Genomic DNA, 21,580 nt, shown 5'->3' on the forward strand with positions numbered 1-21,580 from the left:
CTGGCTCCTTCGTTGTAGCAAACTGTTTTTGATAGTATAATGAAAGAAGTATGCAGTGAGGAATTTTACTGCAAGTAGCTGAGGTGAAGAAACATGCAAAGAGTGACAAACTGTGTGTTAATTAGAGATAATGAAGTACTCTTACTCCAAAAACCTCGCCGGAATTGGTGGGTTGCACCAGGCGGGAAAATGGAGCGTGGTGAGACTGTAAGAGATTCCGTTGTTCGCGAATATCGCGAAGAAACAGGTATTTATTTGAAAAACCCAGCGTTAAAGGGGGTCTTCACCTTTGTCATCCAAGAAGGTGATAAAGTTGTTTCTGAATGGATGATGTTCTCCTTTTTAGCGACAGATTTTGCAGGAGAAAACAAACTAGAGAGCGAAGAAGGCATCATTGGTTGGCATACATTTGATAAAATTGATGATTTAGCAATGGCGCCAGGAGATTATCACATTATTGATTATTTAATTAAAGGAAATGGCATAATCTACGGTACATTTGTATATACCCCAGATTTTGAGTTGCTTTCATATCGATTAGATCCGAGTTAAACCGTCAAGGAGAGGATACGATGACAGAGAATAATGATATAAAAATGGTAATTATTACAGGGATGTCTGGAGCTGGAAAAACAGTAGCTTTACAAAGTTTTGAAGATTTAGGATATTTTTGTGTAGATAATTTACCACCGATGTTATTGCCAAAGTTTATTGAGCTTATGGCGGATTCAAAAGGGAAAATGAATAAAGTGGCACTTGGTATTGATTTACGTGGCCGAGAGTTTTTCGAACATTTATGGGGAGCACTTGATGATTTATCAGAACGTACATGGATTATTCCTCATATTTTATTTTTAGATGCGAAAGATAGTACGCTTGTAACTCGTTATAAAGAAACGAGACGTTCGCATCCACTTGCACCAACTGGTTTGCCGTTAAAGGGAATCGAAGCAGAGCGCAATTTATTAACAGATATGAAGGCACGAGCGAATATTGTGCTTGATACATCGGATTTAAAACCGAAAGAATTACGTGAAAAAATTGTTCACTTGTTCTCAACAGAAACTGAGCAAGCATTTCGTGTAAATGTTATGTCATTTGGATTTAAGTACGGTATTCCAATTGATGCAGATTTAGTATTTGATGTTCGTTTTTTACCAAATCCATATTACATTCCACACATGAAGCCATTAACAGGACTAGATGAAGAAGTTTCTTCGTATGTACTGAAATTTAATGAGACACATAAGTTTTTAGAGAAGTTGACGGATCTGATTACTTTCATGCTGCCTCATTATAAAAGAGAAGGCAAAAGTCAACTTGTAATTGCAATTGGATGTACAGGTGGACAGCATCGTTCTGTTACGCTTACAGAATACCTTGGGAAACATTTGAAACCAGAGTATAGTGTTCATGTATCTCATCGTGATGTGGAGAAGAGAAAGGGCCATTAAGGGATGAAAAAAGAGAGAAAACCTAAAATTGTCATCATGGGAGGCGGAACTGGACTCTCAGTTTTATTAAGAGGATTAAAGCAATATCCTGTTGATATTACAGCAGTTGTTACAATCGCTGATGATGGTGGCAGTTCGGGTCGATTACGTGATGAGCTAGAAATTCCACCTCCAGGTGACATCCGTAACGTACTTGTTGCGTTATCGGATGTAGAGCCACTGGTGGAAGCTTTATTTCAGCACCGTTTCACAACAGGAGACGGACTGAAAGGTCATGCGTTAGGAAATCTATTATTGGCAGGTATGACCTCGATTACAGGAGACTTTTTCCATGCAATTACAGAAACAAGTAAAGTATTAAATGTCAGAGGACGTGTATTACCAGCAGCGAATCAAAGTGCGGTACTTCATGCGGAACTTGAAGATGGGGAAATTGTAACAGGTGAATCAAAGATTCCTTATTACGGAAAGAAGATTAATCGTGTCTTTTTAACTCCAGAAGATGTAGAGCCATTGCATGAAACGTTGGCTGAGATTAAACGAGCTGATTTACTTGTTTTCGGTCCTGGCAGTTTGTATACGAGTATATTGCCCAATTTAGTTGTTAACAAAATTGGAGACGCTGTTCTTGCTGCAAAGGCGAAGAAGGTATATGTATGTAACGTTATGACACAAGCGGGTGAAACGATGGGATATACTGCTTTTGATCATGTGCAGGCGTTACACGATCATTTAGGGCAACCATTTATCAATACTGCAATTGTAAATAACCGTGAGATTCCTTGTGAATTACGTAAGTTATATGATGAAGAAATGTCTACACCAGTTGTAGTGGATGAAGAACGTTTTGTTGAAAATAATATTGATGTTATTCAAGAGGGATTAGCGAAGTATGATGATCATGTTGTAAGGCATGATACGTTAAAGTTAGCTTCCATTTTATATTCATTGTTATAAATATGCGTTGCCTCGTTTGAGGTAGCGCTCCTCATTCATATAGGACAAGAATTTTGTTCCATAATAATCGTATAAGGAGGTGTTGACTGTGTCATTTGCATCAGAAACAAAGAAAGAGTTGACGAATCTTGAGATGAAGGAATGCTGTGAGAAAGCAGAATTATCAGCGTTACTTCGAATGAACGGGTCGCTTTCTTTTTCAAACCGTCGTCTATCTATCGATATTCAAACGGAAAATGCGGCAATTGCAAGAAGGATTTATACGCTTTTGAAAAAAGGATATGACGTGACGGTAGAATTACTTGTTCGTAAAAAAATGCGATTGAAGAAAAATAATGTATATATTGTGCGGCTTGTTGAGAAGTCTCGCGAAATATTAGCTGATCTTCATATTGTTCGAGATGACTTTTCATTTATTCGAAATATATCACAAGAATTGATTGAGAAGAAGTGTTGTAAACGATCGTATTTACGCGGAGCATTTTTAGCAGGTGGTTCAGTAAATAACCCAGAAACATCATCTTATCATTTAGAAATCTTTTCGTTATATAAGGAACATAATGATGCTATATGTGAACTGATGAACGGATTTGATTTAAATAGTAAGACGCTGGAGAGAAGAAAAGGGTACATTACGTATTTGAAAGAAGCAGAAAAAATTACAGAGTTTTTAAATATTATAGGTGCTCATAATGCACTTTTAAGATTTGAAGATATTCGAATCGTACGTGATATGCGTAATTCTGTAAATCGTTTAGTGAACTGCGAAACAGCTAATTTAAATAAAACAATTGGTGCAGCACTAAGGCAGATTGAAAATATTCGTTACATTGATGAGACAGTTGGTCTTGATATATTGCCGGATAAACTACAAGAGATTGCACAATTACGAAGAGATTATCAAGATGTAACATTGAAAGAGTTAGGTGAGATGGTATCCGGGGGGAAGATTAGTAAGTCGGGTATTAATCATCGTTTGCGTAAAATCGATGAAATTGCAGAGAAATTACGCGCGGGGGAAACGGTAGCAAAAAAATAAGAGGTTAAAGGGGAAATGGAGCTGTGGTTCAAAAACGAGTTCAGGTTTCATTAAAAAACGGTTTACAAGCACGTCCGGCTGCGTTGTTTGTACAAGAGGCAAATCGCTTTCATGCAGATATCTTCATCGAGAAAGATGGAAAGACAGTAAATGCAAAGAGCATAATGGGGATTATGAGCTTAGCAATTGGAACTGGAAGCATGATAACAATTACAACAGAAGGTTCAGATGCAGAAGAGGCTTTAGAAGCATTAGCTGCATATGTACAATAAAAAGCTATCGCGTATATGCGATAGCTTTTTTGTTGTCTGTGCGAATTAGCGAGGAGGGGTATTTAAGGGGTACGTGCTTGTCGAGAATTGTCGGTAAGTCGATAAGTTATGTCGAAACGTCGATATATTAAAATAATCGCCGATATAATCGGAGTTGCGGTCGATATATTTGAAAAATCGCTGATATATTTAGAGAGATACTGGATGGGGTATGTGAGCGGGGAACAATATATAAAAGAAGCGCCCAATTATAGGGCGCTTCCACTTTTAGTTGTATCCAGCTCCAGCGACCTGCGATTCTAAACGAGCCGCTTTCGCTTTTAGTTATTAACGATTTGTAAAGATTTTATCGATTAAACCGTATTCTAAAGCTTTTTCTGCTGTCATGAAGTTGTCGCGGTCTGTGTCGCGTTGTAGTACTTCAAGTGGTTGACCAGTGCGGTCAGCAAGAATTTGGTTTAGTTTTTCACGTAAGAATAGGATACGTTTTGCAGCGATTTCGATTTCAGTCGCTTGACCTTGTGCTCCGCCAAGTGGTTGGTGAATCATTACTTCACTGTTTGGAAGTGCATAACGTTTTCCTTTTTCACCTGCTGCAAGTAAGAATGCACCCATAGATGCTGCCATACCGATACAGATTGTTGATACTTGTGGTTTAATAAACTGCATTGTATCATAGATTGCCATACCTGCTGTGATAGAACCACCAGGGCTGTTGATGTAGATGTGAATATCTTTTTCTGGATCTTGAGATTCCAAGAATAAAAGCTGGGAAACGATTGAGTTAGCTACGTTGTCATCAATTGCACTACCAAGCATAATGATGCGGTCTTTTAATAGTCGAGAGTAAATATCGTAAGCGCGTTCTCCACGATTTGTTTGTTCAATTACTGTAGGAATTAAATTCATCTGTTATTTCCTCCTTATAAAGCTTTCTTAGTCTTATAATACAATTATGGTCAATAAAGGTCAAACGAAACCACTTTAAATCAAAAAAATATGTAGTTGTACCATGAAATATTCGCTATGTTTTCGAAATTCCCTGCTTATGTATCTTCAACATCATAACCGAATTACATAAATTTAAACGTTATGAAAACTGGAGAAAAAAGAAAAGAACGCCTTTTAACTGAAGCGTTCTTTCGATAATTAGTCTTTTAAAAGATAGGTTACTTTATTTAAAATCTTTTCGATTTGTTTCGCGTTTTTACTATACATTTCACTTGCTGATTTCGACTTTGTTTCTAAGGAAAATAGTTCAAGATCAGCATGACATTTTTTTAAAGATGCTAATAATAAAGGTTTGTTTTGAGGAGAAGGCATTTGGAGTTTGTCATTGTAAATGTCGATAGTAAGTTGTCCGTATGAATCCACTTGACCGAGGAAGACATTTTCAATAACAACACCGAGTTTTTCTAATTCTGAATGTAGCCAAGCGCGGTTATGTCCGCTTGCTGAAAGAGGTTCATCTAGTACATTTCCATCCATAATAACAGTTTGTGGTTCTTTCTCGTTTGGTACTTTTAAACCGATGTCTTTTGCTGTAAGTGGCTGGGAATCTTTCTTTAATAATACATTTAATTCTCCGCTCGGTTCTAAGACAGCAAATTCGACTTCAGCTACGCTGAACGCACTTTTTCCACGGAGAAGTTCCAGTAATTCGTCACTCGTATATTTTTCTTTCTTTAAGTTATCTTCGAGTATCTTTCCGTCTTTTATTAATACGGTAGATTTCCCTTCAAAGAAGTCCCGAGCTGTTTTGTTCTTTAAAGAGAGGATTCCTGTTAAAAAAGGTACCACAGCGAAAATGAGTATCGCAAAGACGCCGTGAAAAAATTTTGAATCGAGCCCTGTAGATACTTGGGCAGCGATGTCACCAATCGTCATTCCGGCTATGTATTCAAAAAAGGAAAGCTGAGAGATTTGTCTTTTCCCTAACCATTTCGTAATAGCGAATAAAATAATTAATATGAATACAGAGCGAAGAATGACAAGTGTCCATTCCGGCAGGTGAGACATAGTCGTTTCCTCCAGTCTACTTAAAACCCTTTATATTGAGGTTCTTCACGTTCTAATACTGAAATTCTATCCTTTAAATCAGCGATGACGCTGTCCATTTCTAACATACATTCATGAAATACGCGTTTTGATTCTTCGTCTTGTGAATTTAATGAAAGGGAGCTTAAACTTGCTTGAGCGCCCCTTACACTAGCAAGGCAAGTTTTTACGCTAGCGATAACAGTCATATAAACACCTCTTATCCTTTCGGTTTGAATAACAATGCTCCAATGAAGCCGAAAATAATAGCCGCTGATACACCGGCGCTCGTTACTTTAAACATGCCGGTAATAACGCCAACGATGCCATGTTTTGCAGCTTCTTCCATTGCGCCATGAACGAGGGCATTACCAAAGCTTGTAATAGGTACAGTTGCCCCGGCTCCAGCGAAATCAATTAATGGCTCATACAAATTAAATCCATCTAATATAGCTCCAGCAACAACGAGTGTTGCCATTGTATGAGCAGGTGTTAGTTTGCCGACATCAAACATAAGTTGGCCGATTACACATATGAGTCCGCCAATGACGAAAGCCCAGAAAAAAATCATTGCGTTGCACCTCCAAATTCAATCGAAACGGCGTGAGCGATACACGGAATCGTTTCTTCTTGTTGGAATGTAAGTGGAGATAGTAAAGCACCTGTCGCAACGACAAGTATTTTTTTGAACTCTCCTCTTTTCATTCGGTTTAATAAATGACCGTACACGACTGTTGCAGAACATCCAGGTCCGCTAGCACCAGCTATGACAGGTTGTCCTTCTCTATAAATGATAATTCCGCAATCTTGAAATTGTTCGCTCGTTACTTTCGTTCCGTGTTTATGTAGTAAGTCATAAGCAATTTCGCGTCCTACATGTCCGAGATCGCCTGTTACGATTAAATCGTAGTAAGAGGCATCAATTTGACGTTCACGTAAATGGGCTTCAATTGTATCAACTGCAGCTGGAGCCATTGCGCCTCCCATATTAAACGGATCCGTTAATCCCATATCAACCACTCGGCCGATTGTTGCAGAGGTTACTCTTGGACCGTGTCCAGTATCGCTTAAAATAGCGGCTCCTGCTCCGGTTACTGTCCACTGTGCAGTAGGCGGCTTTTGTCCACCGTATTCGGTAGGGTAGCGGAATTGTTTTTCTACAGCTGTATTATGGCTTGAAGCTCCAGTTAATAAATATTTTGCACCTTTTGCATTTACGATACTTGCCCCAAGTGCTAAACCTTCCATAGAAGTAGAGCAAGCCCCGAATAATCCGAGATAAGGAGTCCCAAGTGTGCGGCAAGCAAAGCTTGTTGGAGTAATTTGATTAATTAAATCTCCTGCGAGTACGAATTGAATATCATCTTTACGAAGTTCTGCTTTTTCAGTAGCGCGACTACAAGCTTCTTCGAATAAAATCTTATGTGCTTTTTCATAGGAATCTTGTCCGAGCCATAAATCTTCATGAAGGATATCGAAGTCTTCTGGGATGTTCCCCTTTGCTTCAAATGGTCCACCGACAACCCCTGTTGAAATAATGACTGGTTTGTTTTCAAATACCCACGTTCGGTGTCCTTGTAACATTTATAGCCCTCCCCATTGAACGAGAATAGTTTTAATAAGTGCGATGACGAAAGCGGAAAATACACCAAATAAAATAACAGAACCAGCTAGTTTAAACATATTACCGCCGACACCAAGTACAAAACCTTCCGTTCGGTGTTCAATACACGCGGAGATAACAGAGTTACCAAATCCAGTGACAGGTACAGCTGTTCCAGCACCTGCAAACTGACCGAGACGATCGTATACACCGAATCCGGTTAGCAACATTGAGATAAAAATGAGAGTTGCGACTGTTGGATTTCCTGCTGAGCGTTCGGTAAAATCGAAATACGTAATATAAAAAGTTGATATCAGTTGCCCGATTAGGCAGATAAAACCACCAACGAAAAAGGCCTTTAAACAATTTTTTAGAACAGGGCGTTTCGGTTCGCGTTCTTGCTCAAATTTTTTGTATTCCTGTTGTACAGGGGTTAAGTTTTTATCTTTACTTGACATTGCAATCCTTCCTTTTCTATTCGAAAGCGTTAAGTGTTAGATTCCATTTCTGATCCGATTAGCTTTAACTGTTTTTTGATCTCATCTTTAGATACTTCTTTTTTCTTAATTTTGTTTGCAAGCTTTTCGAGTAACATAAAGATTTTTTTATCTGTACTAACACGAACATCGAAAGTAGGATATTCATCACTTAGTTGCTTTTGAAGTTTCTTGCGCAAAGGTTTTAATCCAAACCTTTCATGATGCTCAGGTATAACCGCTATGTAGAGATCTAAATTTGAATTCACTGCTGCGCTTTTTATAATTTCATCCATAGCGAGGGCCTTTTTCTTAGCTCCTTGCGATATAGATTGATTAAAGGATTCTGTACTCATCTTTGTTAATTTTGGACCCTTTTCTTTTTCTGTTCGTTTTGTTTCTTCTTTCTTTACCTTTTTATCTAATGGGCTATGATCACAACCGGTAAAAGAACTAAATAGAAGTATAAATAACGCGGTTATAAGTCCAATCTTTCGCATAATCATCATTCCATTTCTATTGCAATATGTAATGTGATAGAAAAAGGATGACTGCATATCATCCTTTTTCTATTTCACAGCAAGACTGATTCGTTATTGCTGTGAGTATTGTGGTTCTTCTTGTTGGACTTCTTCAACACGTGGGTTTAAAGAATCGATAATCGTTTGTGTTTGCTGCGCAGCTGTTTGGAAAAGTTGCTTAGCTTGTTGGTTATCCGTATCAAGAGCGAATCCCTCTAAGCTAGCTTGTGCACTTTTTAATCCAGAAACAGTCTGCTTTAATTTTGTAATTACAGTCATTGAATGAAGCCCCCTTTGGAATATCAATTCAAAGATTATAATTTGTGAGTTGGGGAGAATTTATGATTGGAAAATTTAGGGGTGGAATGGATTTTATATGCTTTTAGCTAAGATGCATAAGGTATTACGGGGATATTTTTATTGATTTAGATGGATTTTATTGCTATTATTATGAGAAGAAAATGAAGTGTTTTCTATAATCATGCGCCCATAGCTCAGTCGGATAGAGCGGTGGTTTCCGGTACCACGTCTGCCGGGGGTTCGAATCCCTCTGGGCGCGTCAAAAAGTCCTAACTTACGTTTTGTAGGTTAGGACTTTTTTTATTTACCTCTTGTTATATCTGATAATAAGATTTACTATTAGTACTTGATAATAATTTTTAATTTTATTATTTTCTTTCAATATTATTCAAATTTCGGTTGTAAGTTGTAAATCTCATTAATACATATAAATTAATAATATTTTGGAATGGGTGTCTGCGTGAGGATTCTCCTTTTACCAAACTTATTGTACAATAGAAACAAGGGGGAGATTAGTTTGAAGGCAAGTCTTTTACAAGAACAAAGCTTACGTTTGGCAATGACACAAGAGTTAAGGCAAGCGATTACAATGCTCCAGTATAATGTACAAGAATTATCGGAGTTTTTGTATGAGCAATCGTTAGAGAATCCCCTTATTGAGTTAGGTGGTTTTGAGAGGGAGAAGAAAAAGAGCTCTAACAACAGTAAAAGTACCAGCAAACAAGTCGAGAATCAGATGGAGATCTACAGTGTGGATTCTACAACGATTCAGCAACATTTATTAAATCAAATACAGTATTATAAAATAGATGAAGAAGAGCGAAAAGTAGCTTCTTTCATTATTATGAACATGGATGGAAATGGATATTTACAAGAAACGAATGAAGAGTTAGCAGAGCTCCTTTCTGCACATATTCATGTAGTCGACCGTTCTGTAGAGCTTGTCCAATCACTGGAGCCAGCAGGGGTAGGGGCGCGTAATATTCAGGAATGTTTAACCTTACAATTGAAGCGCTTACAAAGACGTAATGGATTAGCAGAAGAGGTTGTAGAAGATTATTTCGCTTATTTTGTGAAGAAAGATTGGCGAAAGCTCATTCAAGTGTTGAAGTGTAGTAATGAGGAATTGCAGATTGCGGTAAATTGTATAACGTCATTACAACCAAAACCAGGTCTTGCGTTTTCTTCAGATAAACCACTTTACATTGTACCTGATATGGCGGTGAAAAAAGATGGCGATCGCCTCGTTTTACAAATGAATGAGAGAAATATGCCGAGAATTGAAATTCATTCTGAATATAGTGCGCTTCTTAATAATAGTGAAAGTGAAGTAGCATCTTACGTATCAGAAAAGTATCAGCATGTGCAGTGGATTATGCGCAGTTTGAAGCAGAGAAAACAGACATTGCTGCAAGTAATGACTATTATTATGGAAAAACAACGTGATTTCTTCTGGAAAGGTCCAGAGTATTTAAGACCTCTCGCTTTAAAAGAGGTAGCGGAAGAGTTAAGTGTGCATGAATCGACAATTAGTCGTGCGACGCGAAATAAATATGTGCAAACACCACACGGTTTATTTGAGATGAAATCGTTCTTTAGCAATGCCGTTTCGACGACTGAAGATGAAGCAGTTTCTACAAAACGTGTAAAACAATTTATTCAAACGCTAATTGGGGCAGAGGATAAGAAAAAGCCACTTTCAGATCAAAAGATTTCAAAATTATTAGAAGAAGAGCATGAAATTGTTATTTCTCGAAGAACAGTGGCGAAGTATAGAGAACAAATGCATATCCCAGCTTCGTCATTACGAAAAACGATCGGATAGGTGAAGAAGATGAAAGTTGTACTGTATACTAAAAAAGATTGTGGCCTTTGCGTGAAGGCGAAACAAGTTTTACAGGAAGTACAATGTGAATATTCTTTTCAAATCGAGGAAATAGATATATATGAAGATAATGACCTTTTAGAAAAATATCACTTAATGATTCCGGTTGTAGAAATGGACGGAAAACAAGTAGAATATGGTAACATTCACAAAGGTGTCATAATAAACTATATAAAGAATGCAGTTAAGAGTTGAATAAGTTTCTATCTCCTGTTACAATAATACACGTAGCAGGGATTATTTTTTTAACCTATGTGGGACACAAAATGTCACTACGGGACGTAAAGTGACCACGAGGGAAAATGAACCGATGTAGTGAGGAGAAAAGATATGCGCTCATGGATTCAGAACACAAAAAAATTATTACCCGATCTGCTACCTGTTATGCAAACGAGAATGCAAATTCTTCAATACATTAGGCTCATGCAGCCGATTGGAAGAAGAAACTTATCAGCAAGTCTCGGTATGACAGAACGAGTATTGCGAAGTGAAGTTCAAGTTTTGAAAGAACAAAACTTAGTTCACGTCGCTTCTTCTGGAATGACTTTGACAGAAGAAGGAACAGCTTTAGTTCTTGCTTTGGAAGACTTTATGAAAGAAATTTCCGGGTTAAAGGTTTTAGAAAAGCAACTTAAGGAAACATTAGACTTGGATGAAGTTTTCGTTGTCCCTGGTGATAGTGATGAATCACCTTGGGTCAAACTGGAGATGGGCCGTGCTTGTGTGACTTGTATAAAAGACCGTCTGACAGCGAATAATATCGTTGCTGTGGCTGGAGGAACTACGCTAGCTGCTGCTGCGGACATGATGCAACTTGATTGCAAAGATTTACATATGCTGTTTGTCCCAGCACGTGGTGGAATTGGAGAAGGTGTGGAATTAGAAGCCAATACCATTTGTGCCAAGATGGCGCAAAATACGATGAGTAATTATCGCTTATTGTATGTTCCAGACCATGTTAGTAGCGAAGCATATGCGTCTATTGTGACAGAGCCTTCCGTGAAAGAAGTTCTTGAGTTGATTCGATCTTCCAATATCGTCATTCATGGAATAGGTGATGCGTTAACAATGGCACGTCGCAGAAGTACTTCAGAAGCAGATTGGTTAAAGATTCAGGCAAGCGAAGCAGTTGGCGAAGCTTTCGGTTACTACTTTAATGAAGAAGGAAATGTTGTTCATAAAGTAAGAACAGTTGGTATGCAATTAGAGGACCTACAAAATGTATCTCATGTTGTTGCAGTCGCTGGAGGTTCTTCAAAGGCAAAAGCAATACAGGCTGTAATTAAACAAGGGCACACTTCAATTCTAATTACAGATGAAGGTGCAGCAAAACAGTTAACAAAGGGTTTTACCCTTTAATATAATCCCCCAAGGAGGAAATTCAAATGACTAAAATTGGTATTAATGGATTTGGACGTATCGGACGTAACGTATTCCGCGCAGCTCTTAACAACTCTGAGGTAGAAGTAGTAGCAATCAACGACTTAACAGATGCTAAAACATTAGCTCACCTTTTAAAATATGACACAGTTCACGGAACTTTAAATGCAGAAGTATCTGCTAACGAAAACAGCATCGTTGTTAACGGTAAAGAAATTAAAGTTATCGCTGAGCGTGACCCAGCTCAATTACCATGGAGCGACTACGGAGTAGAAGTAGTAGTAGAATCTACTGGCCGTTTCACTAAAAAATCAGATGCTGAGAAACACTTAGGTGGATCAGTTAAGAAAGTTATCATCTCAGCTCCAGCTTCTGACGAAGATATCACTGTAGTTATGGGTGTTAACCACGAACAATACGATGCAGCTAACCACAACGTAGTATCTAACGCTTCTTGTACTACAAACTGTCTAGCTCCATTCGCTAAAGTATTAAACGAAAAATTCGGCGTAAAACGCGGAATGATGACAACAATTCACTCTTACACTAACGACCAACAAATCTTAGACTTACCACACAAAGATTTACGTCGTGCTCGTGCAGCAGCTGAAAACATGATCCCAACATCTACTGGTGCAGCTAAAGCTGTAGCATTAGTATTACCAGAACTTAAAGGTAAATTAAACGGTGGCGCTGTACGTGTTCCAACTGCTAACGTTTCTCTAGTTGACTTAGTTGTTGAACTTGACAAAGAAGTAACAGTTGAAGAAGTAAATGCAGCATTCAAAGCAGCAGCTGAAGGCGAATTAAAAGGTATCCTTGGATACAGCGAAGAGCCATTAGTATCTATCGACTATAACGGATGTACAGCTTCTTCTACAATCGATGCATTATCTACAATGGTAATGGAAGGTAACATGGTTAAAGTACTTTCTTGGTACGATAACGAAACTGGTTACTCTAACCGCGTAGTAGACCTAGCAGCTTACATGACTTCAAAAGGTCTTTAATTCTTAATTATATAAGTTATCAATGACAAAACGAGGGAGAGGGTTTGTTCCCTCTCTCTCTTCTTTCGTTTTAAAAGCAAATGTGTTAAGCTTTTGAGTGGGTTTTGTCAATCCTAACTAGTAGTCGGAGGGAAATCCAATGAACAAAAAATCAATTCGTGACGTAGATTTAAAAGGTAAGCGTGTATTTTGCCGCGTTGATTTCAACGTACCTATGAAAGAAGGCAAAATTACAGATGAAACTCGTATCCGTGCAGCTCTTCCTACAATTCAATATTTAGTAGAGCAAGGTGCGAAAGTTATTTTAGCAAGTCACTTAGGCCGTCCAAAAGGTCAAGTAGTAGAAGAAATGCGTTTAACTCCAGTAGCAGCACGTTTAGGCGAGCTTCTTGGTAAAGACGTTAAAAAAGCGGACGAAGCATTCGGACCAGTTGCACAAGAAATGGTTGCAGCAATGAACGAAGGCGACGTATTAGTTCTTGAAAACGTACGTTTCTATGCGGGCGAAGAAAAGAACGATGCAGAACTTGCGAAAGAATTTGCAGCACTTGCTGACATCTTCGTAAACGATGCATTCGGTGCAGCTCACCGTGCTCACGCTTCTACAGCAGGTATCGCAGACTACCTACCAGCAGTATCTGGTCTATTAATGGAAAAAGAGTTAGATGTACTTGGTAAAGCACTTTCTAACCCAGAACGTCCATTTACAGCTATCATCGGTGGTGCGAAAGTAAAAGATAAAATCGGTGTAATTCGTCATCTATTAGACAAAGTAGATAACTTAATCATCGGTGGTGGACTTGCTTACACATTCGTTAAAGCTTTAGGTCATGAAATTGGTCTATCTCTATGTGAAGACGACAAGATCGAACTAGCTAAAGAATTTATGCAACTTGCAAAAGAAAAAGGCGTAAACTTCTACATGCCAGTTGATGTTGTAATCACTGAGGAATTCTCTGAAACTGCAACAACTAAAATCGTTGGTATCGACTCTATCCCTTCTAACTGGGAAGGCGTGGACATCGGTCCTAAAACACGTGAAATTTATGCAGATGTAATTAAAAATTCTAAGCTTGTTGTATGGAATGGACCAATGGGTGTATTCGAAATGACTCCATTCGCAGAAGGTACAAAAGCAGTAGGACAAGCATTAGCAGATGCAGAAGATACATACTCTGTTATCGGCGGTGGTGACTCTGCAGCAGCTGTTGAAAAATTCGGTATGGCTGATAAAATGAGCCACATTTCTACTGGCGGCGGTGCGTCATTAGAATTCATGGAAGGTAAAGAGCTTCCAGGTGTAGTTTGTCTTAACGACAAATAAGTAGCAGCCAAAGAAAAAGGACGGTGCAAAGCATGCGTAAACCAATTATCGCAGGTAACTGGAAAATGAATAAAACTCTATCTGAAGCAGTTAGCTTCGTAGAGGAAGTTAAAGGTCAAATCCCAGCAGCTTCAGCTGTTGATGCAGTAGTTTGCTCTCCAGCTCTATTCTTAGAGCGCCTTGTAGCAGCAACTGAAGGAACTGACTTACAAGTAGGTGCACAAAACATGCACTTCGAAAAAAATGGTGCATTCACTGGCGAAATTAGCCCAGTAGCACTTAGCGACTTAAAAGTTGGCTATGTAGTACTTGGCCACTCTGAGCGTCGTGAAATGTTTGCTGAAACAGATGAGTCAGTAAACAAAAAGACTATCGCAGCATTTGAACATGGTTTAACACCAATCGTATGTTGTGGTGAGACTTTAGAAGAGCGCGAAAGCGGAAAAACATTTGATCTAGTAGCAGGTCAAGTGACAAAAGCACTTGCAGGTTTAACAGAAGAGCAAGTTAAAGCAACTGTTATCGCTTATGAGCCAATCTGGGCTATCGGTACAGGTAAATCTTCTTCTTCTGCAGATGCAAACGAAGTATGTGCGCACATCCGTAAAGTTGTTGCAGAAGCTGTTTCTCCAGAAGCTGCAGAAGCTGTTCGTATCCAATACGGCGGTAGCGTAAAACCAGAAAACATTAAAGAGTATATGGCACAATCTGACATCGACGGCGCTTTAGTTGGCGGTGCTAGCTTAGAGCCTGCTTCGTTCTTAGGTCTTCTGGGGGCGGTAAAATGAGAAAGCCAACAGCTTTAATCATTCTTGACGGTTTCGGACTTCGTGAAGAAACTTACGGGAATGCTGTAGCACAAGCTAAGAAACCTAATTTTGATGGTTACTGGAACAAATTCCCTCACACAACGCTTACAGCTTGTGGCGAGGCAGTAGGTCTTCCAGAAGGTCAAATGGGTAACTCTGAGGTTGGTCACTTAAATATCGGTGCTGGCCGCGTAGTATATCAAAGCTTAACACGCGTTAACGTTGCAATTCGTGAAGGCGAGTTCGATAAGAACGAAACTTTTCAAAATGCAATTAAAAGCGTAAAAGAAAAAGGTACTGCACTTCATTTATTCGGTTTACTTTCTGACGGTGGTGTGCACAGTCACATGAACCATATGTTTGCTCTTCTTCGCTTAGCAGCAAAAGAAGGCGTGGAGAAAGTTTATATCCATGCATTCTTAGACGGCCGCGATGTTGGACCACAAACAGCAAAAGGTTATATCGATGCAACGAATGAAGTAATTAAAGAAACAGGAGTAGGACAATTCGCGACTATCTCTGGTCGTTATTACTCTATGGACCGTGACAAGCGTTGGGATCGCGTAGAAAAATGTTACAGTGCTATGGTGAATGGTGAAGGCCCTACTTATAAATCAGCAGAAGAGTGTGTAGAAGACTCTTATGCGAACGGTATCTATGATGAATTCGTATTGCCGTCTGTAATTGTTAACGAAGATAACACGCCAGTTGCAACAATCAATGATGATGATGCAGTTATCTTCTATAACTTCCGTCCAGACCGTGCAATTCAAATTGCTCGTGTATTTACAAACGAAGACTTCCGTGAGTTCGATCGTGGTGAAAAAGTACCTCACATTCCAGAATTCGTATGTATGACACACTTCAGTGAAACTGTAGATGGTTACGTGGCATTCAAGCCAATGAACCTTGATAACACTTTAGGTGAAGTTGTTGCGCAAGCGGGATTAAAGCAACTTCGCATCGCGGAAACTGAAAAGTATCCGCACGTTACATTCTTCTTTAGCGGTGGTCGTGAGGCTGAATTCCCAGGAGAAGAGCGTATCTTAATTAACTCACCGAAGGTTGCAACGTATGACTTGAAACCTGAAATGAGCATTTACGAAGTAACGGACGCTTTAGTAAATGAAATCGAAAATGATAAACATGATGTTATCATTCTTAACTTTGCGAACTGTGATATGGTTGGCCATTCTGGGATGATGGAACCAACAATTAAAGCAGTAGAAGCAACTGACGAATGTTTAGGAAAAGTTGTAGAAGCGATTCTTGCAAAAGATGGTGTAGCACTTATTACTGCTGACCATGGTAATGCTGATCAGGAGTTAACTGCTGATGGCGGTCCTATGACAGCTCATACAACTAACCCGGTTCCTTTCATCGTTACAAAAAATGATGTAGAGCTTCGTGAAGGTGGTATTTTAGGAGATATCGCTCCAACAATGCTTACACTTTTAAATGTGGAACAACCGAAAGAAATGACAGGTAAAACAATTATTAAATAATTTGCTTATATAAAAAGGAGAGAATTTATTATGTCAACAATTATTGATGTTTATGCTCGCGAAGTCCTTGACTCTCGTGGTAACCCAACTGTAGAAGTAGAAGTTTACACAGAAAGCGGCGCTTTCGGACGCGCTATCGTACCAAGTGGTGCATCTACTGGTGAGCACGAAGCAGTAGAATTACGTGACGGTGACAAATCTCGTTACCTTGGTAAAGGTGTTGTTAACGCAGTAAACAACGTTAACGAAATTATCGCTCCAGAAATCGCTGGTTTCGATGTAACTGACCAAGCTGGTATCGACCGTGCTATGATCGAATTAGATGGCACTCCAAACAAAGGTAAACTAGGCGCTAACGCTATCCTTGGTGTATCTATGGCAGTAGCTCACGCAGCAGCTGACTTCGTAGGTCTTCCATTATACCGTTACCTTGGTGGATTCAATGCAAAACAATTACCAACTCCAATGATGAACATCATCAACGGTGGTTCTCACGCTGATAACAACGTTGACTTCCAAGAGTTCATGATCTTACCAGTTGGTGCTCCAACATTCAAAGAATCAATCCGTATGGGTGCTGAAGTATTCCATGCACTTAAAGCTGTATTACATGACAAAGGTCTTAACACTGCAGTAGGTGACGAAGGTGGATTCGCTCCAAACCTTGGTTCTAACCGTGAAGCTTTAGAAGTAATCATCGAAGCTATCGAAAAAGCTGGTTACAAAGCTGGCGAGAACGTATTCTTAGGAATGGACGTTGCTTCTTCTGAGTTCTACAACAAAGAAACTGGTAAATATGACCTTGCAGGCGAAGGCCGTACTGGCTTAACTTCTGCAGAAATGGTTGATTTCTATGAAGAGCTTTGCAAAGACTTCCCAATCATCTCTATCGAAGATGGTTTAGACGAAAACGACTGGGATGGTCACAAATTATTAACTGAGCGTATCGGTGATAAAGTACAATTAGTTGGTGATGATTTATTCGTAACTAACACTCAAAAACTTGCTGAAGGTATCGAAAAAGGTATCTCTAACTCAATCTTAATTAAAGTTAACCAAATCGGTACTTTAACTGAGACTTTCGAAGCTATCGAAATGGCTAAACGTGCTGGTTACACAGCAGTTGTATCTCACCGTTCTGGTGAAACTGAAGATGCTACAATCGCTGACATCGCAGTTGCAACTAACGCTGGCCAAATCAAAACTGGTTCTATGAGCCGTACTGACCGTATTGCTAAGTACAACCAATTATTACGCATCGAAGACGAACTAGGCGAAATCGCTGTTTACGATGGTATCAAATCTTTCTATAACATCAAACGATAATTGTAGAAAATAAACGACAGACCGTGAGAAATCACGGTCTGTTTTTTTATGCTAAAATTGTTCACCCGTCATAAGTGACATGAAATGTTTGAAGAAGCGGTTATAGTCAAAATCAATTGCGATTTGATGAACCGGCCAATCAATAAATGGCTTCTGGTTCACTAGAGAACGAAATTCCCCTATGCTTGCTCCTTGTGCAGAGGATTCTGTCATGACAACAATAGGTGATTTATGATACGTGAACATAGAGTTATCAAATAAAGCGAGTATTGGCATTGTGTCATGGAAGGGGCTCCCCTTTAAATGTGGTAGGGCGTCTTTATAATATCCGTAGTAATAATGATCAAATAACGGTTTGACAAGTGGAGCTTTTCCTTTTGCCTCAATGTATTCTGCCATTTCTGGTGTAATGATGGAGTATTGAGTGACGTTTAATGGGTATATGTACATGTTAACTGCGGATTGAAGGACTATATTAGCAGCAGTAGGATCGCCATAAAAGTTTGCTTCGGAAATAGGGGTAACATTACCAGGATGTAAAAAGGCACCGCCCATTACGTAGTAAGATTTAATTTGTTTCATTAACTGTTTGCACATGATAAACAAAATTGCTAGGGAGGTAAGTCTTCCTAAACTCACAATGATTAATTCATCTTTATACTGTTCAATAAGAGGAATGACTTCAAAAAAATTCTCCATTTCTCCGTTAGTCACATTCACCTTTGGAATAATTGGACCGAGCCCCTGTTTCCCATGTACATCCGTAAAAAACGCAGGTGAGGCACCAGTAAGGGGACGTTCTGAACCACCGAATATCTTGATATTTCTATTCTTTGTTTCGTTATTAAAAAAATGAGCATTTTCTACGGCCGTTTTTTTTGGAACATTGCCGTAATCAGCAACGATACCGACGATTTCTATTTCATCGATAAAGAATGCTAAGAGGAGAGCCATCGTATCATCAATCCCAGGATCACAAAAAATGAGAACTTTTTTGGGCATATGTTCACCACCTATCTTGTTTATCCGGTACAAATCCGCTTGGTGAGGGCTAATAATTAATGGGGATGAGGAAAACCTCAATGATTAAAGTTTCACTTTATATATATGTAAGTTTAAGGATAAAAAGATTATTTTATTGAAATAATAGTCTTTTAAATTCAGAAAATAAAAACTTTTTATATTAGGTCAAGGTTTTTGACGTAATTTTCGTTTAGAAATGCAGTCATATCAAGGTTGTAAGCGTATAACATAGGCTGTTTTTGCTGTCAAGTTGATAAATTGCAGCTTTTTACAATTTATACTATGATAAAGATATTAACAGAAGATCGTATAAACATGAGGGATGATGAACATGAAATTTACAAAGATTCTTGTCCAAATTGCTGCTCTTTACGTGTTTTATATGGTTGGAACTTGGGTGCAAGAAATGTTAAATATTCCGATTCCAGGAAGTTTGATTGGAATGTTCCTCTTACTTGTTTTACTTAGTCTAAAAGTTCTTCCAGTGAAATGGTTCGATTTAGGAGCAGAAACACTCGTTGCTATTATGCCGTTTTTATTAATTCCGCCAACGCTTGGCCTAATGAATTACGGTGCTTTTTTTATGAGTAAAGGAATTTCTCTTTTCATTACAGTTGTAGCGAGTACATTTTTAATTATTATTGTCGCAGGACATACAGGACAATATCTTGCGAATAGGAAGGAAAGAGAGTCGCGATGAGCCAAATATTAATCGGAATCGGTTGGGTTCTTTTTACGGTGCTATTATATCAATTATCTAAAAAAATCTATAAATTATTTCCAACACCATTCACCATTCCAATGCTTGTAGCAACTGGATTAATGGCTTTCCTATTTATCGTGCTTGATATACCATATCAACATTATATGGAAAGTGGTGGTGGCTGGATTGCAAAGCTACTTGGACCCGGTGTTGTAGCATTTGCAATTCCTCTTTATAAACAACGTCATGTTCTGCAAAAATATGTTGTACCGATTGCTGGCGGGGTATTAGTAGGTACAACAGTTGCAATCGCTAGTGATTTTGCGATTGCTTCACTTATGGGAACGGATAAAAGCTTAATCTTATCGTCATTACCAAAATCGGTGACAATGCCAGTTGCGATGAGTGTTTCTGAGCAAGTCGGTGGTGTACCTTCCTTAACAGCAGCTTTCGTTGTTATCGCAGGTATTACTGGAACGATTACAGGACCTCTTTTATTAAAATGGAGCCGTGTTACAAACTCAGTTGGTAAAGGTATCGGATTTGGATGTGCTTCTCATATTATGGGTGTTATGAGAGCGATGAAAAATAACGAACATGAAGGTGTTATTGGATCGGTAACAATGACATTAACAGCAATTTTGACATGTTTACTTGGACCGTTATTTGCGATGATGTTTATGTAATAGAAGAAAAGCGAGAGCGCCTCTATAGCTCTCGCTTTTCTATAGAATTTATGCTACAGTTACAATAACTGAATCTTTGTAGGAGGTACGCCAAGTGCATACGTTATTATCAGTTTTACTTATTATTGTATCGATTTTAATGATTGTTATGGTACTTATGCAATCTAGTAATAGCTCAGGCCTTTCAGGTGCAATTTCAGGCGGTGCGGAGCAATTATTTGGTAAGCAAAAGGCACGTGGAATTGAAGCGGTATTAAACCGTATTACAATTGTTTTAGCTGTATTGTTCTTTGTATTAACAATTGGTGTTACGTACTTCAATTTATAGAATTGAAAGAAGAAGCGTTAGTGAATGGTACTAATGGTTCTTCTTTTTTTGTTTTGCTATTTGAAAGATGTTTCTAATTAGATTATAGAAATACAAATATGGTACACTAGATATAGAAAGAATACGACTAGATTACAGAAGAGAAAGAGGAGAAATACATGATGAAATTAGCATCTCCGAAACCATTTACATTTGAGGGTGGAGACCGCGCTGTTTTATTACTACATGGATTCACAGGGAACTCAGCTGATGTACGTATGTTAGGGCGTTTCTTAGAAAAGAAAGGCTATACTTGTCATGCGCCAATTTATAAAGGGCACGGTGTACCACCAGAAGAGCTTGTTCATACAGGGCCTGAAGATTGGTGGCAAGATGTAACGGAGGCATATCAGCTTTTAAAAGATAAAGGTTTTGAGAAAATTGCTGTTGTTGGATTGTCACTTGGCGGCGTATTTTCTTTAAAATTAGGTTATACAGTACCGGTTTTAGGTGTAGTACCAATGTGTGCACCGATGTATATTAAGAGCGAAGAAACGATGTACCAAGGTATATTGGCATATGCCCGCGAATATAAAAAACGTGAGCAAAAATCACCTGAACAAATTGAACAAGAAATGTTGGAATTCCAAAAGACACCGATGAATACATTAAAAGCATTACAACAATTAATTGCTGACGTACGTAACAATGTGGATATGATTTATGCGCCAACATTTGTTGTACAAGCACGTCATGACGAAATGATTAATACAGATAGTGCTAACATTATTTATAACGGTGTAGAATCTACGTTAAAAGACATTAAATGGTATGAAGACTCTACGCATGTCATTACACTTGATAAACAACGTGACGAGCTACATGAGGATGTATATAACTTCTTGGAGCAACTAGATTGGTAAGATCTAGTTGCCTCTTTTTTTCATAAGGAATTTTTTGTGA

The 21,580-nt window shown here is 38.6% G+C and carries 26 protein-coding genes and 1 tRNA gene; 18 read left to right on the forward strand and 9 right to left on the reverse strand.

Annotated features, from left to right (window positions below; translation table 11 throughout):
* The first annotated feature begins 93 nt into the window (after nt 1-93).
* From ACS2CR_RS06315 to ACS2CR_RS06335, 5 genes are all read left to right on the forward strand, one after another.
* Nucleotides 94-552, forward strand: a complete 459-nt coding sequence (locus ACS2CR_RS06315) for an NUDIX hydrolase (RefSeq protein ID WP_001190080.1) — start codon at nt 94-96, stop codon at nt 550-552.
* 20 nt (nt 553-572) lie between these two features.
* A complete protein-coding gene (rapZ, locus tag ACS2CR_RS06320; protein WP_000138459.1) occupies nt 573-1,454 on the forward strand; it encodes an RNase adapter RapZ in 882 nt (293 codons plus the stop codon).
* A gap of 3 nt (nt 1,455-1,457) precedes the next feature.
* Nucleotides 1,458-2,411, forward strand: coding sequence for a gluconeogenesis factor YvcK family protein (locus ACS2CR_RS06325; RefSeq protein ID WP_000712186.1), 954 nt, complete (start codon nt 1,458-1,460; stop codon nt 2,409-2,411).
* An 88-nt stretch (nt 2,412-2,499) separates the two neighbouring features.
* Nucleotides 2,500-3,450 (forward strand): DNA-binding protein WhiA, encoded by a 951-nt coding sequence (gene whiA / locus ACS2CR_RS06330; protein WP_000006560.1) that lies wholly within the window; start codon nt 2,500-2,502, stop codon nt 3,448-3,450.
* 23 nt (nt 3,451-3,473) lie between these two features.
* Nucleotides 3,474-3,722 (forward strand): HPr family phosphocarrier protein, encoded by a 249-nt coding sequence (locus ACS2CR_RS06335; protein ID WP_000250307.1) that lies wholly within the window; start codon nt 3,474-3,476, stop codon nt 3,720-3,722.
* A 327-nt stretch (nt 3,723-4,049) separates the two neighbouring features.
* Here ACS2CR_RS06335 and clpP read toward each other — a convergent pair whose 3' ends face one another.
* The 8 genes from clpP to ACS2CR_RS06375 form a co-directional block, all read right to left on the reverse strand.
* Nucleotides 4,050-4,631, reverse strand: coding sequence for an ATP-dependent Clp endopeptidase proteolytic subunit ClpP (gene clpP, locus ACS2CR_RS06340; RefSeq protein WP_001049162.1), 582 nt, complete (start codon nt 4,629-4,631; stop codon nt 4,050-4,052).
* Nucleotides 4,632-4,871: 240 nt separating this feature from the next.
* Nucleotides 4,872-5,741 carry a DUF421 domain-containing protein gene (locus ACS2CR_RS06345; protein WP_000018924.1) on the reverse strand — a complete coding sequence of 290 codons (870 nt, stop codon included), beginning with the start codon at nt 5,739-5,741 and terminating at the stop codon, nt 4,872-4,874.
* 20 nt (nt 5,742-5,761) lie between these two features.
* Nucleotides 5,762-5,968 (reverse strand): DUF1657 domain-containing protein, encoded by a 207-nt coding sequence (locus ACS2CR_RS06350; protein ID WP_000215909.1) that lies wholly within the window; start codon nt 5,966-5,968, stop codon nt 5,762-5,764.
* A gap of 11 nt (nt 5,969-5,979) precedes the next feature.
* Nucleotides 5,980-6,330, reverse strand: a complete 351-nt coding sequence (gene spoVAE, locus ACS2CR_RS06355) for a stage V sporulation protein AE (RefSeq protein WP_000575919.1) — start codon at nt 6,328-6,330, stop codon at nt 5,980-5,982.
* Nucleotides 6,327-7,343, reverse strand: coding sequence for a stage V sporulation protein AD (spoVAD, locus tag ACS2CR_RS06360; protein ID WP_000938972.1), 1,017 nt, complete (start codon nt 7,341-7,343; stop codon nt 6,327-6,329). Before spoVAD ends, spoVAE begins: the two co-directional genes overlap by 4 nt.
* On the reverse strand, nt 7,344-7,820 hold the full coding sequence (spoVAC, locus tag ACS2CR_RS06365; RefSeq protein WP_000095408.1) for a stage V sporulation protein AC: 477 nt from the start codon (nt 7,818-7,820) through the stop codon (nt 7,344-7,346). It abuts the gene before it with no gap.
* 29 nt (nt 7,821-7,849) lie between these two features.
* Nucleotides 7,850-8,338, reverse strand: a complete 489-nt coding sequence (locus tag ACS2CR_RS06370) for a YhcN/YlaJ family sporulation lipoprotein (RefSeq protein ID WP_001226064.1) — start codon at nt 8,336-8,338, stop codon at nt 7,850-7,852.
* 93 nt (nt 8,339-8,431) lie between these two features.
* On the reverse strand, nt 8,432-8,638 hold the full coding sequence (locus tag ACS2CR_RS06375; RefSeq protein ID WP_000216166.1) for a DUF1657 domain-containing protein: 207 nt from the start codon (nt 8,636-8,638) through the stop codon (nt 8,432-8,434).
* A gap of 204 nt (nt 8,639-8,842) precedes the next feature.
* Between ACS2CR_RS06375 and ACS2CR_RS06380 the strand changes: the two genes are divergently transcribed.
* From ACS2CR_RS06380 to eno, 9 genes are all read left to right on the forward strand, one after another.
* Nucleotides 8,843-8,918 (forward strand) — tRNA-Arg (locus tag ACS2CR_RS06380).
* Between the two features lie 258 nt (nt 8,919-9,176).
* Entirely contained in the window at nt 9,177-10,484 is a 1,308-nt protein-coding gene (gene rpoN, locus ACS2CR_RS06385; RefSeq protein WP_053514352.1) for an RNA polymerase factor sigma-54, read from the forward strand.
* Between the two features lie 9 nt (nt 10,485-10,493).
* Entirely contained in the window at nt 10,494-10,739 is a 246-nt protein-coding gene (locus ACS2CR_RS06390) for a glutaredoxin family protein (RefSeq protein WP_000869730.1), read from the forward strand.
* Between the two features lie 135 nt (nt 10,740-10,874).
* Entirely contained in the window at nt 10,875-11,903 is a 1,029-nt protein-coding gene (gene cggR, locus ACS2CR_RS06395; RefSeq protein WP_001258185.1) for a gapA transcriptional regulator CggR, read from the forward strand.
* A gap of 26 nt (nt 11,904-11,929) precedes the next feature.
* On the forward strand, nt 11,930-12,934 hold the full coding sequence (gene gap, locus ACS2CR_RS06400; protein WP_000161236.1) for a type I glyceraldehyde-3-phosphate dehydrogenase: 1,005 nt from the start codon (nt 11,930-11,932) through the stop codon (nt 12,932-12,934).
* A 139-nt stretch (nt 12,935-13,073) separates the two neighbouring features.
* Nucleotides 13,074-14,258 (forward strand): phosphoglycerate kinase, encoded by a 1,185-nt coding sequence (locus tag ACS2CR_RS06405; protein ID WP_001036350.1) that lies wholly within the window; start codon nt 13,074-13,076, stop codon nt 14,256-14,258.
* Between the two features lie 32 nt (nt 14,259-14,290).
* On the forward strand, nt 14,291-15,046 hold the full coding sequence (tpiA, locus tag ACS2CR_RS06410) for a triose-phosphate isomerase (RefSeq protein WP_001231038.1): 756 nt from the start codon (nt 14,291-14,293) through the stop codon (nt 15,044-15,046).
* Nucleotides 15,043-16,572, forward strand: coding sequence for a 2,3-bisphosphoglycerate-independent phosphoglycerate mutase (gene gpmI / locus ACS2CR_RS06415; RefSeq protein WP_001231158.1), 1,530 nt, complete (start codon nt 15,043-15,045; stop codon nt 16,570-16,572). Before tpiA ends, gpmI begins: the two co-directional genes overlap by 4 nt.
* A 30-nt stretch (nt 16,573-16,602) precedes the next feature.
* On the forward strand, nt 16,603-17,898 hold the full coding sequence (eno, locus tag ACS2CR_RS06420) for a phosphopyruvate hydratase (RefSeq protein WP_000103951.1): 1,296 nt from the start codon (nt 16,603-16,605) through the stop codon (nt 17,896-17,898).
* 51 nt (nt 17,899-17,949) lie between these two features.
* Here the strand turns inward: eno and ACS2CR_RS06425 are convergent, their stop codons facing one another.
* On the reverse strand, nt 17,950-18,900 hold the full coding sequence (locus ACS2CR_RS06425; RefSeq protein ID WP_001125064.1) for a nucleoside hydrolase: 951 nt from the start codon (nt 18,898-18,900) through the stop codon (nt 17,950-17,952).
* A 352-nt stretch (nt 18,901-19,252) separates the two neighbouring features.
* Between ACS2CR_RS06425 and ACS2CR_RS06430 the strand changes: the two genes are divergently transcribed.
* The 4 genes from ACS2CR_RS06430 (at nt 19,253) to estA (ending at nt 21,540) form a co-directional block, all read left to right on the forward strand.
* Nucleotides 19,253-19,621, forward strand: a complete 369-nt coding sequence (locus tag ACS2CR_RS06430; protein WP_000673222.1) for a CidA/LrgA family holin-like protein — start codon at nt 19,253-19,255, stop codon at nt 19,619-19,621.
* Nucleotides 19,618-20,310, forward strand: a complete 693-nt coding sequence (locus ACS2CR_RS06435) for an LrgB family protein (RefSeq protein WP_000078304.1) — start codon at nt 19,618-19,620, stop codon at nt 20,308-20,310. The genes ACS2CR_RS06430 and ACS2CR_RS06435 overlap by 4 nt, the downstream gene beginning before the upstream one ends.
* A gap of 94 nt (nt 20,311-20,404) precedes the next feature.
* Nucleotides 20,405-20,638 carry a preprotein translocase subunit SecG gene (gene secG / locus ACS2CR_RS06440; protein ID WP_000557264.1) on the forward strand — a complete coding sequence of 78 codons (234 nt, stop codon included), beginning with the start codon at nt 20,405-20,407 and terminating at the stop codon, nt 20,636-20,638.
* Nucleotides 20,639-20,799: 161 nt separating this feature from the next.
* A complete protein-coding gene (gene estA, locus ACS2CR_RS06445) occupies nt 20,800-21,540 on the forward strand; it encodes a carboxylesterase (protein ID WP_000761976.1) in 741 nt (246 codons plus the stop codon).
* Nucleotides 21,541-21,580 lie beyond the last annotated feature (40 nt).

Source organism: Bacillus cereus group sp. BceL291 (assembly GCF_051776705.1).
In the GTDB taxonomy this organism is placed as follows: Bacteria; Bacillota; Bacilli; order Bacillales; family Bacillaceae_G; genus Bacillus_A; species Bacillus_A cereus.